General features: G+C 46.6%; 11 protein-coding genes and 1 other RNA gene. 1 reads left to right on the top strand and 11 read right to left on the bottom strand.

What is annotated here, in order from left to right; genetic code table 11:
• Positions 1-252 precede the first annotated feature (252 nt).
• From AC06MN_RS04625 to AC06MN_RS04600, 6 genes are all read right to left on the bottom strand, one after another.
• Positions 253-3411 (bottom strand): type I restriction endonuclease subunit R, encoded by a 3159-nt coding sequence (locus AC06MN_RS04625; protein ID WP_475671186.1) that lies wholly within the window; start codon positions 3409-3411, stop codon positions 253-255.
• A gap of 27 nt (positions 3412-3438) precedes the next feature.
• Positions 3439-4494 carry a PDDEXK nuclease domain-containing protein gene (locus AC06MN_RS04620; protein WP_475671185.1) on the bottom strand — a complete coding sequence of 352 codons (1056 nt, stop codon included), beginning with the start codon at positions 4492-4494 and terminating at the stop codon, positions 3439-3441.
• A 50-nt stretch (positions 4495-4544) separates the two neighbouring features.
• Entirely contained in the window at positions 4545-5717 is a 1173-nt protein-coding gene (locus AC06MN_RS04615; RefSeq protein WP_475671184.1) for a PDDEXK nuclease domain-containing protein, read from the bottom strand.
• A 20-nt stretch (positions 5718-5737) separates the two neighbouring features.
• Positions 5738-7024, bottom strand: coding sequence for a restriction endonuclease subunit S (locus AC06MN_RS04610; RefSeq protein ID WP_475671183.1), 1287 nt, complete (start codon positions 7022-7024; stop codon positions 5738-5740).
• 150 nt (positions 7025-7174) lie between these two features.
• Positions 7175-8047 (bottom strand): transposase, encoded by an 873-nt coding sequence (locus tag AC06MN_RS04605; RefSeq protein ID WP_475671182.1) that lies wholly within the window; start codon positions 8045-8047, stop codon positions 7175-7177.
• 160 nt (positions 8048-8207) lie between these two features.
• Positions 8208-10526, bottom strand: a complete 2319-nt coding sequence (locus AC06MN_RS04600) for a type I restriction-modification system subunit M (protein WP_475671181.1) — start codon at positions 10524-10526, stop codon at positions 8208-8210.
• A 480-nt stretch (positions 10527-11006) separates the two neighbouring features.
• On the opposite strand from AC06MN_RS04600, the gene AC06MN_RS04595 reads away from it, so the two are divergent.
• On the top strand, positions 11007-11630 hold the full coding sequence (locus AC06MN_RS04595) for a DUF6266 family protein (RefSeq protein WP_475671180.1): 624 nt from the start codon (positions 11007-11009) through the stop codon (positions 11628-11630).
• A 291-nt stretch (positions 11631-11921) separates the two neighbouring features.
• On the opposite strand, the gene ssrA is transcribed toward AC06MN_RS04595, so the two are convergent.
• The 5 genes from ssrA to AC06MN_RS04570 form a co-directional block, all read right to left on the bottom strand.
• Positions 11922-12321: a transfer-messenger RNA gene (gene ssrA / locus AC06MN_RS04590) on the bottom strand.
• Positions 12322-12410: 89 nt separating this feature from the next.
• Positions 12411-12740, bottom strand: coding sequence for a helix-turn-helix domain-containing protein (locus AC06MN_RS04585; RefSeq protein WP_475671179.1), 330 nt, complete (start codon positions 12738-12740; stop codon positions 12411-12413).
• Positions 12737-13216 carry a hypothetical protein gene (locus tag AC06MN_RS04580; protein ID WP_475671178.1) on the bottom strand — a complete coding sequence of 160 codons (480 nt, stop codon included), beginning with the start codon at positions 13214-13216 and terminating at the stop codon, positions 12737-12739. The genes AC06MN_RS04585 and AC06MN_RS04580 overlap by 4 nt, the downstream gene beginning before the upstream one ends.
• 157 nt (positions 13217-13373) lie before the next feature.
• On the bottom strand, positions 13374-14537 hold the full coding sequence (locus tag AC06MN_RS04575; protein WP_475671177.1) for a sigma-54-dependent transcriptional regulator: 1164 nt from the start codon (positions 14535-14537) through the stop codon (positions 13374-13376).
• Between the two features lie 31 nt (positions 14538-14568).
• A partial coding sequence (locus tag AC06MN_RS04570; RefSeq protein WP_475671176.1) for a hypothetical protein occupies positions 14569-14758 on the bottom strand: 190 nt, incomplete at its 5' end.

Below are 14758 nucleotides of genomic sequence, written 5' to 3'. Positions count from 1 at the left end.
TGACCAATCTGGTTTACAACGTGTGCCGATATGAACAAATAGTACGGTTAGGAATGAATTGATGTTTTTATCACATTGATAAATAGTAAATTAGCAACATTTTATATAAAATATAAAATAATAATGAAAGGTTAGAGATTGTAAGAAAATTTGTAAATTTGCCGTGTCATTCACTTTGAAATTTGGCTAATGGACTTCACGAAGTTCAGAGGGATGGCGCGAAAATGCTAAAAATAGAAGTCCCCTCTTATTTCACACATACTCTAAATCGCCCAACATCCTGTTTATCAACAGGCGAAAGTTGGCTTTGAAGCCTTCGTTCTGTTGGTATTCCTTGTAGAGCGACATGTCGCCCTTGCGCTTCTGACGGATGATGCGGTCGATGATGATGGCCATAGCTGCATCGACGGCTTGCTGGTCGGGATTGCCTACAACGAGGGTCTTGTAATCCTCGTCGTCAGCGACAGCCTTTGCCACCCCAATAAGTTTGGCCTTCTGGTCGTCGGGTGTAGCGTCCCAACCCTTGAACCATCGCTCGTTAAACTCGGCAAGGATTTGGTCTAATGGGTCTTTCGGCTCATCGTCGCCGCCTGCTGTCACCATGACAGGTTTGTTGGGGTCGATGGTCGTCTCGCCAGCATCAAGCGTGATGGTCTCGTTCAGGGCGGTTCGCCGCAATCCGTAGGTGTTGAGATCTACGGAGTCGAGCAAGTCCTTGACATCCTCGCTGTCTCGGCCTGGCACGTGGAGGCTTGGGATAAGGTAACGCAGGAACCAGAACAGTTTTTCCCATTCCACCATCTCAAACTGCATGATGGCCGCCACCTTCGAGTAGACCTTGACAAACTGCTTGCATTTCATCTTGAAGTCGGCTTTGCCATTCTCGTCCCATTCGATTTCAACATTGAACCGCTCGGCACAAGCGTCGAGAATAGGCGCCCATTGGTCGGCTTCAGCACCATGGATATACAGTTCCATGAAAGCGTCAACCTCATCCATATCGAACACACCGAATGTCAGCAGCGTGTTTTTGAGCTGGTGCAGGATGTTCACATCGGTGGCTTCGGAAAGCGTTGTCGAGGTGTAGAATGGGTCGAAGGCGTCCTTGATGCCTTCCTTCGTGTTGTAGAAGTCGAGAATGAACAGGTCTTCGCTCAGTTTGCCTAATTCTGGGGCAGAACGGTTCAGACGCGAGAGCGCTTGTACGGCCAGCACGCCATCCAAAGGCTTGTCGATGTACATGGCACACAGTTTAGGCTGGTCGAAACCGGTGAGGTATTTGTTGGCCACCACCAATATGCGGTAGTCGTCAGCATCGAAGTTCTCGGCGGTTTCCTTATCGGGGAAACCGTTGAGCCCTGCTTCGGTATATTCTGTGCCGTATGCCGTCCTTGGTTCGGCTGCCTTGAAACTGTAGTCTCTGTAATCGTATTCATCGGACTGACCGAAGATGCTCAGGTTATTCGACAGGCGTTTGGCTCCCGAAAAAGCTATGAGTATCTTGAAAGGTATCTTCTTTTCTTCTATCAGGTTGCAAAGAGCCTTGTAGTAAAGTATGGCACATTCGATGTCCTTCGTCACCACCATGGCCTTGGCCTTGCCTTTCAGCTTGTGGTTGCGGTAGTTCTTGGCATCGAAATGGTTCAGCATGACCTCTGCCTTTGCCTGTATGGTCTTAGGGTCGCGCTCGACGGCCTGACGAAGCATTCTTTGTGCGCGGTCGTTGTTGTATTCGGGGTTGTCCTCTATGCTCTTGGTCAGTTCGTAATAGCTGCGGTAGGTGGTGTAGTTGGTGAGCACATCGAGGATGAACTGTTCTTCGATAGCTTGTTTCATGCTGTAGAGGTGGAAGGGATGGAACTTTCCTTCGGCATCCTCGGTGCCAAAGCGCTCGAGGGTTTCTTTCTTCGGTGTGGCGGTGAAAGCAAAGTATGAACAGTTGCTGCTCATCTTGCGGTCTTTCATCAGCTTTTCCAGAAGTGCATCGGTGTCGCTGCAATCGGTGTCAGGGTCTTTCTGTATGGTGGCGTTCAGCTTGTCGGCGGCTATGCCCGACTGACTGCTGTGCGCCTCGTCGATGATGACTGCAAAGTTGTGGCTCGACACGTCGGCAATGGCATCGCAAATGAACGGGAATTTCTGTATGGTCGTGATGATGATGCGCTTGTTGCCTTCGATGGCTTTTTTCAAGTCCTTGGATGTATCGGCATGGGCCACAATCTTGTCACTCTGGCCAAATGCCTTGATGTTGTCGGTGATCTGCTTGTCGAGAAGACGGCGGTCGGTGACTACGATGACTGAATTGTAAAGTGGTGCATCAATAGCCTTGGCACGCACGGCATCCATCGAATCAGGGCACACCTTAATCAGTTTGAAAGCCAACCATGTTAGGGAATTCGACTTGCCCGAACCTGCGGAATGTTCGATGAGATAGGTCTTGCCAACGCCTTTTTCCGCGACATCAGTGGTCAGCTTGGTAACAACATCCAGCTGGTGGAAACGCGGGAATATCAGTTTCTTGGCGTTCTTCATGATGTGCGGCACTTTCTTTTGGGTCTTTGCCTCGCCATAGTCGAAAAGCACATAGTTCATGATAATGTCGGCCACGGTGTCTTTCTGTAAGACTTTCTCCCACAGATACGACGTCTTGTAGCCGCCGTTTTCGTTCACGGGATTTCCGGCGCCCTGTCCATCGGGCAGACCTTTGTTGAACGGCATGAAGAAGGTCTTGTCGAGATTGAGCCTTGTGGTGAAAAACACTTCGTCCTTGTCTAAAGTGAAGTGGGCGAGGCAACGGCCATAGTTCAGCAGCGTTTCTTTCGGATTGCGTTCCACGGACTTATACTGTTTCTGACCGTCATATTTCGCCGTCTGATGCGTCCATGGGTTTTTCAGTTCGAAGGTGAAGATTGGAAGGCCGTTCACAAACAGCACCATGTCGATTTCCAAGCCTGGGTTTTGGATGGAGAAAGTCTGCTGGCGGGTGATGGAAAACTGGTTGGCGGCATAGTTGACGCGCGACTGGGCCGAATCGGCTGCCGAGGGCTTGGGGTAGAAAAGTGTCAGTTTTATGTTGTTCAGTTCCACGCCTTTGCGAAGCACCTGAATAATGCCGAAAGTCTTAATGTCGGAATCGATTTGTTTCTCAACATCGGCGAACAAATCTCTGCCTACATACTTATCCAGTTCCGCTTGCTGGGTGGCATGGAGAAACGACCACAGCCGGCGCCTGTCGATGGCGGTTTTCTTGTCGAAGTCTTTTGGATTGCCCCAAAAGTAGTGCGCGGCATCGGGCGTTTGGGCTTCGATGTCGGTGCGGCCATTGGCTTGGCGCTCTTCGTTGGTGCTGCCCACAAGCGTTTTCTCGATGAGCGCTTCAAAGGCTTGTTCGTTGGTTTTGCTTGTTGTCATGATACTTTCAGTTTTTCAGGTTACCATTCATTTTTCAATGGAATTCATGTCCTTGCTCTGCTGTAGTCGGAATAGTTCTTTCTCTCGCTCTATCTCAAGTTTCAGTTGCTTCTTGGAAGGTATATACAGCATGTATTTTGATTGGAAGATGTGGTCGTCGCCGCTTAGTTCGGAATATCGGGCAATGTCGGCATCAGTGTCGGCACAAAGGATGATGCCAAAGGTTGGATTGTGTCCCTCTGGGCGGTACTTCTCGTCAAACATCTGTCGGTACATATTCATCTGTCCGACATCCTGATAGCTGATTTTGTCCGTCTTCAAGTCCACCAAAACGAAACAGCGTAGAATGTAGTTGTAGAAAACCAGGTCGATGTAATAATCGTTCTTTTCGGTGGGAATGTGCATCTGCCTGTCAACAAGTGCGAAACCCTTGCCCATCTCCATTAGGAACTTCTCAATGTGCTTGATGATTGCGTTTTCCAAGTCCGACTCCTGAAACTCCCGGTTTGGCTTCAATCCCAAGAACTCAGCCACCACAGGATTTTTGATAAACTCCAGTTTGTTGTCTTCTGTGTTTTGCTTGGCGTTGATGTCCACTACCTCGGCCGATTTGTCCTGCTGGTTGGCAAGCAGACGGTGGTAGTATTGGGTGTTGATGTTGCGCTCCAACTCTCGTGTGCTCCAAAGCTGGGTGGCGGCCTCGTTCATATACCATAGGCGAACCTTCTCGTCATCTATGCGGAGAAGGTGGCGGAAATGGGTCCATGTGAGATTTGGCACTCGCGAGTGCCAAATCTCTAAGTTGCTGAAATATAGGTAAAATTGTCGATAATCACGCAGACGTCTTTCAGAGAAATTATCGCCATACTCTTTCAATTCAGAGGCTAAGAAACCAAGCAGATTCTTTCCATACTCAGCTCTTGCTTCGCCGTGCTGTTCTTCTTCCACGATGCGTTTGCCGATATTCCAATAGGTGACAATCATAGTGGCGTTCACTGATGCGTAAGCCTGTCTGCGCCCAGATTCAATGATTTGGCGGATGTCGCCAATCAGCATGTTTTGATTTTCAAGGTCTGTTGTCATGTCACTTTCACTTTTCCGTTATTACATCATTGATTATTATCTGCTTCCGCTTATTTTTGGTTAATGTAATTACAATATTCAACCAGACTTCGCTGAATGACGCTTCCAACTTTCAGTTGTTCTTTATATTGCATAATCATCAATGGACTCATGCTGCGGTTAAGGGCAAAACGCACCACATCTTGATCCGACTCTTTACAAAATAGAATTCCGATGGTTGGATTTTCATTGGAACGTCGTTCTTCTTGGTCAAGAGCCTCAAGATAGAATTCCAATTGCCCCAAATAAGCCGGTTTGAACTCTGTGGTTTTCAACTCAAATGCAACCATGCATTGCAATGCCCGATGATAAAAAAGCAAATCAATCTTGAAATCTTTTGATCCGACAGTCACTTTGTGTTCTTCGTCAATAAACAGAAAATCCTTGCCCAATTCAAGAATGAATTCTTTCATGTGGGACACGATGTCTTTCCGCAACTTTGACTCCTTGTATTTCTGTGGCAATCCCAAAAAGTCGAGGTATGCAGTGTCTTTAAACAAGACCTGCGATTGCGGATAAATGTCTTTCAATACCTCTGTCTGTATTTTTCCACCATTGAGCAGAGATGTCATGACGTTGGTTTTAATGGCACGTTCCAACTCTTTGTTCTTCAAGCGTTCACGACCTGCATACAAGATATAAAACAGCCTTTCGGCATTGGTCTTGCAGCGGTTCAGGATGAGCTGATGATTGGTCCAGCCTGTCGCGTATAAAACTTGCGGCATTTGTGCCGTTTTGAATGGCACAATTTCAGCATTTTGCAATTGTGCCGTTTCGACTGGCACAACAACACTAGGCGCGATGCGCTTGCTTTCGGCAAAACCCATTACATTGTTTTGCTCAACGATTGACAGAAATTCGGAACGGGAATAGGTGTCGAAAAACTGAACCATTTTGTAGATAGTGCGATAGCTCCAGCCCCGTGTGGTGGGGTCTTGTTGACGGATATATTCCGAAAGTTGACGGACTATGCCATCGCCCCATTCGGATGTTTTCAGTTTGCCAGAGACATATTGCCCTACATGCCAAACCATCAGGAGCGATTCGTTGTCGACAACTGATGCCACCCTCTGCCGATGTGTGAGAATGATGTCGTACACCTCGGAAAAACTCCGTTGAATATTTAGCGGGATTTCATTCATTTCGTTTGTATTGTTATTGTCCGTTTCATTCTTTGCTTTCATAAATAAGTATTTTTCAATAATCAGCACACTTTCACTTTCCCCGTTACTACATCATTGATTATTATCTGCTTCCGCTCCTGAAGGAGGGCGATTTGCTGTTCTGCGACTTTAATAGCTGCATTGATAGGAGTTGATTTCTCTTTTAAGTAATTAATTATATCTTCTTGTTCATAAATAGGAGGAACAGCAATGTTTAGTGTCCCTGTTCTATCTTGATTTATGATTGGAAGTGTTGATAAATTTGCGAGTCTAAGGATTTGAACCTTTGTGCTTTGGATAAAAAAAGCGAGATATTTATGGTCAATCTTTTGAGAATTTGGTATGATTGCATTTATCTGTTGATTACAGGTTGCTTCCGTTTCACAGAATCCCACCTTACCTATAGTACCGCCAATACCTACAAGATATACAGTGTTTGCTGGAAACATATTACAAGCTTGTTCTAATCTTGCTCTATTCGTTACCTTTCGGTCGGAATCTACGAGTTCAAACTTATTTAAGTCTCCTGGTGTAAACCACTTAATATCACCATTCTCAAAGTAGTATTCCTTTGTAGTACTTGGTGTTTTGCCTGTTTTTATCTTGCAGTAACGCTTTAGCTTGACAAATTCCCAATGTTCCGGCATCTCTCCAATCCACTCCACGCCGCTGTCTTTCATTTTTACATTAGGATTCAAACCTTTGGTTACGGCGCGGTTGATGATGATTTGCTTGCGCTCGTTCAGCAGGTCTATCATCTTCTGCTGCTGGGCTATGGCGGTGTCGATTTTGGCTGTCTGCTCGTCAAGGTAGGCGGCTATGGCTTGCTGCTCGGAGAGGGGAGGAAGGACAAAAGGAATATCTTTCATGGAATTGGGGTCTAAATCCCATTGGTCAACACGAATACCCTTTGAGTATTGCATAAAGAAACCGATGTATGCCTTGCTGCGGATTGCTCTCGAAAAGAATCTTGGGTCAACTCCTCTCAACTTACATGTAAAATATGCGGGACTAACGATACCCTCATATTCTGATACGCCATAAGAACCCTGCCATGATTTCATCTTGTTTATAATAAAATCTCCTGCACAAAGATGTTTATATCCGCTCAGATCATCAGGTACGAAATTGTGGTTTTCTTCTTTGTTGTCCTTGTCTCGCAAAATCACACCCTTCTCCCTTGTTACCGAAAGAAGTTGTTTATCTCCGTGCCCTTTCTCGGAAAAGATTGTTAAGAAATTGCTGAGATGCTTTATTTCCCAATGACTCGGAATCTCTCCCAGCCACTGCACGCCGCTGTCCTTATATGAATCGTATTTCTGCATCATTTTTCATTTTTTGCCGATAGGCATTCCTTTTTCATTTGTTGGTTCACCACGGGAACATCCGTGGAGAAGCGGCATGCCACGTCTCTACATGTGTCGGAATTTCTCCTAACCACTGCACGCCGCTGTCCTTATATGAATCGTATTTCTGCATCATTTTTCATTTTTTGCCGATAGGCATTCCTTTTTCATTTGTCGGTTTACCACGGGAACATCCGTAGAGACGCGGCATGCCACGTCTCTACATGCCACGTCTCCACATGCCGCGCCCTGTTTCGCTGGTTTCACATAAAAACAATCCTCTTTCCATTTGGCGACATTGTTTTCTATATATTCCGCTATCCGATTCATTTCCTCCTGGTTACGGATGATGTGGTCGTGAAAACGGGTTTGCCATCCAAATTCGATATTGTTTTCGCCTGCATATTTCGTTACCGCCGATTTGAATCCGCCAACGGCAACCGATAACCAACCCTGCATATTGGCGATTTCCTGCATGAATGCATTTTTTTCGTTTGTTGGTTTGGGGTTGGGTTCGTGTAGAGACGTGGCATGCCGCGTCTCTACGGGACGAAACGGCGAATCATTAGACGTGGCATGCCGCGTCTCTACGGGACGAAACGGCGAATCATTAGACGTGGTATGCCGTGCCTCTACGTTACCCCTGCGTTCATACGGCGTTTTTTCACCGTCAATCACCACAATCAGATGCACGTGATTAGGCATCACCACCCACAACGGCACCGCTGCGTATGGGCTATGCAAAGGCAGGCACGTTAACACCTGTTCGGCATATCTTCCTATGTCATTCAAAATCATCTTTTTTTCACCATCGCCATCTTCGACAATGTGTCCGAAAAAACATTCTCGGTCTTCGCAACATATCGTCACGAAATAGGCACCTCCAGAATAGTCGTGATCTACCTTGCGAGCCGATGGAATCCGATATTTGTTTCTAAACAGCAGAAGAGGCTGATTCTGGCCGCTCTCCGTATCGCTGTCCTTATATGAATCGTATTTCTGCATAGGCTAATTCTCTTCGTTAGTTGTGTCAATCAATCTGCGCAATTCGTTTTTCAATTTCGTTCACTGCTGGTGAACGATTTTCCAGGATTTTCCACTCGCTGCGTGGAAAAATTCAACTTTTTAATTGATTGTATTTTGTCAACATTACATTCCATAACCTTTAATTTTCAAACAGTGACTTGATGAATCCTTGGCTTTCGGCATCGAGTTTAAGGATGTCGGCTTCGTTCTCCTCTAAGCTGCGCAATGGGGCAGGCTTGTAGAAATACTTGTTGAACGAAATTTCGCAGCCGATTTTGGTAGGAGGGAGGTTGATCCAGGCATCGGCCACATACGGACGGACTTCACGCTGGAAGTATTCATATATGTTTTCCTTAACGGGGATTTTTTCTGTGTCGCGGAGCTCGCTGTCGGCCTCATATTCAATGTAGCCATAGCCTTCTTTTGTGTAGCCGTAGTCAGCAAGCAGTTCCTGGCTGATGCCGAAAACCGTTTCCAGCAACTCGACATCCTTGCTTCTTGTCGTGTGTTGCTTCTTGATGACGGGTGCAGCTTCAGGGTCGGTGACCGACATGGCGCGGGCAATGCCGTTGAGCGCAGCACCTTTCACATCGAGTTTCAAGGCCTTTGTCGTGGATGTCACTTTTTCGGCGAAGATGTTGTAATCCATGAACACCTCCGTGCCGATGGCTTTCATCAGGGCTTTTGCAGCATCCTGAATCGTGCGGCGGTCTTTCCATGCGGAGGCAGAAACCAGTTTGGCCAGTTTCTTGTCCGTCATCTTGATTTCGTTTTCGTTCAGGTATTCCTTGATGTTCGGAATCTCGTCATCAAGTCCGGTGAACACGCGCTCGCCGTAGGTCTGATGCAACCACTTGCTCATTTCGAGGTCGGTGCTGTCGTAGAGCATTTCATCAATCTTGAGCGCGTTGAACTGGCTCTTCAGGCGCAGCGGTCGCTCGATGGTCACGTTGTAATAGCGGAAGTCGTCGCCGTCGAAAATCTTCGAACCTATCTTGTTTTCCTCGGTGGCTTCCTGCTCGATGAAGTCCATATAGACCTTCAGGATGGCATTGCGGAACGGTTCGGAGATGGTGCAGTTGCGCGAACCCTGGTTCTTGCGCAGTTTCTCGAAGGCTTGCGAAGCATCGATGAGTTGCACCTTGCCACGGCGGTTGTCGGCTTTCTTGTTGGTGAGAATCCAGACGTAGGTGCTGATGCCCGTATTGTAGAAGATATTGTTTGGCAACTGGATGATGGCATCCACAAGGTCGTTTTCGATGAGATAGCGTCGGATGTTGCTCTCGCCGCTGCCTGCATCGCCAGTGAATAGTGATGACCCGTTGTGAATGGAAGCTACGCGTGAGCCTTGAGGCTGAAATTCAAGCGGTTTCATCTTATCGACCTCTTCGAGAATAAACAGCAGCTGGCCGTCGGAGGTTCGTGGTGTGCTGTCGAGGACTTCCTCTTCGCCCGCAAAGTTCTTCAGCGTAAGTTCAAAGCGGTGGTCGAGAAGGGCCTTGTCGTGATAGATCTTTTCCTTGTCGGTCTTCCACGACTTGCCGTAAGGCGGATTGGTCAGCATGTAGCCAAACGACTTGTCGGCAAAATTGTCATCAGTGATGGTGTTGCCCAAGTGCATTCCGCTTGGATCCACGCCTTTGATGATGAGGTCCGACTTGCAGATGGCGTAGGTCTCGGGGTTGATCTCCGTTCCCGACAGTTGGATGGCCGTGTTCTTCACTCCGATGTCTAACAGATACTCGCGTCCTTCCGTGAGCATTCCTCCCGAGCCGCAAGCCGGGTCGTAGAGGGTGATGATTTTCGGCAGGTTGTTTTTCACAGGCTCGAAAATCAGATGGGCCAAAAGCGAAATGGCATCTCTTGGCGTAAAGTGTTCGCCCGCTTCCTCGTTGTTTTCTTCGTTGAACCTTCGCAACAGTTCTTCGAATACCGTTCCCATGCCTACGTTGGTAAGGGCCGGAAGCAGCAAGCCGTCAGGGTCGGTTGCGTCCTTGTCGGTGAGGTTGATGCGTGGGTCGGTGATGCGCTCAATCATGGAAAGTAGCCTATCGTTGTCGGCCAGTTTGCGGGCCTTGTTGTAGTATTCGAAATTCTTCAGCACGTCACGGACGTTTTCGCTGTAGCCATTCAGATACTCCACGAAATTGTTGTAGAGCAAGTCGTTGTTGTCGGTAGCCTGCGATTTCAGGCGGTTCAGCGTCCATTTGCTTGTGTTGAAGTAAGTCAGGCCTGTGATGTCGGTGAGGATGCCTTCGTCGAGGCCGTCAAAGCCGCCATTGTCCTTGATTTCCTGTTCCACTTCTTCCTTAGTGGGTTCCAGCAAGGCATCGAGGCGGCGCAGCACCACCATGGGAAGGATGACATCGCGATACTGTCCGCGGAGGAACACGTCGCGCAGGACATCGTCAGCAATGTTCCAGATGAGAGAAACTATTTGGCTATGTGAGTTTTCCATTTATTTGCAATGAATTTAATAAACTACAAAAATACATATTTTCCATTAAGTAACGCTAAAAAAATAAGTAGATGAGCGTATTTAGTTTACATAAAAGATGCAATGCTTCGACAAGCTCAGCAAGCTGATTTGCAGCTCATTGAGCTTGTCGAAATGAGAATATTTATTTTGCAGCTTAGTTTTGACTACCAACTTATCACTAAAATGGGAAAAAGTGAATAATATCTTAGATTTTGTTTTGTACAATTCTCCGCCCTTACCTCTACCTAATCCTACTATGACGCTATGTCTTGCATATAACTTATTTAGCATATATATACCACATATTTACCTTTTATTTAGTATTTAAAGGTAAATAAATGGTAATTATTTTATCTTTTTGTTGACAATACATTATATCTTTATTACTTTTGCATCCTATTAATACAGTAATGATACAATATAGTCATCATGGCCATACAATACACAAAAACAGGACTTATGAAAGGCAGAATAAATAACCTTTCATTCTACATTCGCTCCGGAGAGCAGATTGTCAGAGCTTCAAGCAACTCGTACCACCACGACAGGAAATCACCGAAGCAACTGACCCATCGCCAGAAAATCACGCTGATGACCGAATTCCTCAGTCCCGTCAAGGATTTCCTGAAGACGAGTTTCAAGAGCGTTGAAAAAGGCAAGGCTTACAGTCAGGCCTCCTCTCACCTCATGAAGAATGCATTCACCATTGTTGACGGCACTCCGGTCCTCGACCCCCAGAAAGTGCTGGTGTGCCAAGGTTTTCTGTCGTCACCCGAAAACGCCTCGGTGCATGTTGATGGCGGAAACATCGTTTTCACATGGACCGACAACAGCGGACAAGCCTGTGCCAATGCCGACGACCAATTGGTCTTTCTCTTGCACAAAGGGAATTACGGCTTCCGGTCGTCATTAGAACTGTCGCATACTGCCTCGCGAAAAGACGGAGTGTTCAGCCCTGTGTTTGACAGGATGATCTATGGCGACTTTCATGTTTACATGGCTTTCCGAACCTTCGACGACACCGACATCAGCAACAGCATGTATGTCGGAATGATTTCGATGGAAAGAAAACTTGATTTCTGACCCTTTTTGATTATGATTGGCTGTTGTTTAATAAAAGACTGATTTTGTATTCCCCTGAAAAAGGTTGACTCATAAAGAAGAGTCAACAGTGTATCAGTTACGCACACTGACAGGGATAAGGCTCGGATGGTAAACTCATTCCAAGATTAACAGCAATAAGTCAATTCATATCAGTATTAATCAGTGAAACCGAGTCAACCTAAATCAGGAAAACACAATTTAGCAAAAAATGGGAGTGAAATTCTTTGAAAATAAAAAACTCGCTGAGAATCAGCGAGTTTTGATAATTTTTTGTGGAGATGGAGGGAGTCGAACCCTCGTCCAAACAAGGAACCCCCATGCTTTCTACATGCTTATTCCGCCGTTGGTTTTCGTGCTGTGCAAGGGGGAAGACGCCCTAAACACAACCTTATCTTCTGAGTTTCGCCCCAGCGTCGAAGCGCCGACGGGACTATCCTGAAATTGCTTAGCACCTCGGACTCAGACCGGAATCAGGAGGATCCATCTGCGAGATGTTTCGTCCACCCACCTTGTGAGCGGATTAAGCCTTAACTTACTGTGCTTCGGTTAGGCAGCGAAAGCGTAGTTATTTTCGCCAATTAATTTTTTGCAGTCAAGATTAACGAGCGTCACTGCGAGGCTCGGCATGCTTACATGACAATTCATCTTGCTGTCAAAACCGGTCACCCCCAATGTTTGCCGCTTTGATGAAATGTCTTTCTCAAAGAACAGGCCGCAAAAGTAATACTTTTTTTCTATATGGGACGGTTTTTGCTGCGATTATTGATAATTGGCTTTCGATTCAGCCACTTGGCTACATGATTGTCCGTTTAATCCGTAATAGGATGATGCCACATTGATGATGGGTGCATCCAAGGCAATTGAAATGCGAGCAAGGGTGTTTGTCGTAAAGTTGTGTCTGCCCGTGAGCCACTTGCTGACTTCTGATTCTTTTTTGCCAAGTTTTTGAGCTAACTCGCGTTGGGTCATTCCTTTGCGTTTCAGTAACTCATCAATGCGTGTGGCAATGGCAAATGATAATTCAAATTCGGCCTTGCGATCTTCGGGAATCGCTTCGAGACATTCGCGAAATAAAGGATTCTGTATCATAATTCAAATGTTGCGGTGTCGATACCTGTAATAACGTTGTTTTCAATACTGATTTCGCCTGACAATTGGGCTTGACGCAATAGTTCGTCGAATTTTTGAAGATCCATCACATAGCCACTCAACTGCTCGTCTTCTTGGTAAGTTCTTGTCGTTTTTTCTCCTCCGTTCCCGACAATCAATATTTGGTTGGAAATGCGCAGACAATACAATCGAAGTTTTCTTGAATCAATGGATAGGGCGCAAAGATTATCGTTGATTTTACCTTCGTTGCGGAAAAAACGCTCCAAAGCACCATGCTCAATGATTTTCGCCATGGCAAGTATAATGGTTTGAAAATCACGGTTTAGTTTGGCGTTGTCTTTGAATTTAGTCAGGAACTTTTCGTATTCGCTCCATTTGTTTCCATCGAAACAAATGGAATAAAGGCTGACATTGTCGTTTTGTTCTATGGTCTTGACTGAGACAGTTTTGTTCATGCCGTATCATTTTAATCGCCCACAAAAATACGACATTATTTTAAAAACTTAACTTATAAATGAATGTTTTTTCACTTTAAAGTTAATTTTGGCAAAAACAATACAAGCAAAATCTCAAAGATTTGCGTCAGATTTATGAAATATCAGTGTCTAAAAACTACTGATTCAGCGGATTAGCATACCGCAAAACATCATTTTTCGTGATTTCGTTGCCACTGAGAATCACAAGACGTTCCACAATGTTGTGCAGCTCGCGGATGTTGCCCGTCCATTTGAATTTCTTCAGTTCTTCCAATGCCTCGTCGGTAAAGGTTGGCGTAGCCTTGCCCATGTTTTGGGCAATGATTTCCACGAAGTTGTTGACTAACAGCGGAATGTCGTCTTTCCTTTCGCGCAATGGCGGCACGTTGATGACGATGACGCTCAGGCGGTGATAGAGGTCTTCTCGGAAGTTGCCCTTTTCGATTTCCTCCTTGAGGTTCTTGTTGGTGGCGGCCAGGATGCGCACGTTGACGGGAATTTCCTTTTCGCCGCCGACACGCGTAATCTTGTTTTCCTGCAAGGCACGCAGCACCTTGGCTTGGGCGGCAAGGCTCATGTCGCCGATTTCGTCCAAGAATAAGGTGCCTCCGTCAGCCAGTTCGAAATCGCCTTTGCGGGTCTTGATGGCGGAAGTAAAGGAGCCTTTTTCGTGACCGAACAGCTGGCTTTCAATCAGTTCTGAAGGAATGGCGGCGCAGTTCACCTCGATGAAAGGCCCGTAATTGCGGCTGCTCAGTTCGTGAAGCTGACGCGCCACAAGTTCCTTACCTGTACCGTTTTCGCCGGTGATGAGCACGCGGGCGTTGGTGGGCGCCACTTTTTCAATCATGTCTTTCACATCCATCATGGCGGTTGATTCGCCGACCATCTCGTTCTGCCGTTTCACGGCTCGTTTCAGGGCCTTGTTCTCGGTGCTGAGGTTCTGCTTGTCCAAGGCATTGCGCAAGGTGATGAGCAGACGGTTCAGATCGGGCGGTTTCTGGATGAAATCGAACGCACCTTTTTTAATAGCATCAACAGCCGTGTCGATGGTTCCGTGTCCCGAAATCATGATGACAGGCGTGTCGCATAGCTGCTTGACGGCTTCCAAGACCTCGATGCCGTCCATTTCAGGCATTTTGATGTCGCAGAAAATGGCGTCGTATTCCTGATCTTTCACAAGTTGCAGGGCCTCCATGCCGTTGGCCACATCGTCGACTTGGTATTTCTCGTTTTCGAGAATGTCGCGCAGCACGCGGCGGATGGCGTCTTGGTCGTCTATGATGAGTATTCTTGACATAGTTTCTAAATTTTGCGCAAAGATATGAAAGTTATACATAAAAACCGCTTTCTATGTTACCACGCAAGCATTTTTTGATATTTTTTTCGTTTAGGCCTGGTTTCACCCATTTGCCCTGGCAGTTTCCTGTAACCGGTATAGTCCTCAAAGCATCGTGGAGTCCGCAGGCCGGCGGGCTTCGCTTTCCGCCGCCCCACGCACACCACGCTGCTTTTGCGGTT

This window comes from Candidatus Limimorpha sp., from assembly GCF_056203535.1.
This window is presented reverse-complemented; position numbering and strand designations above follow the sequence as displayed.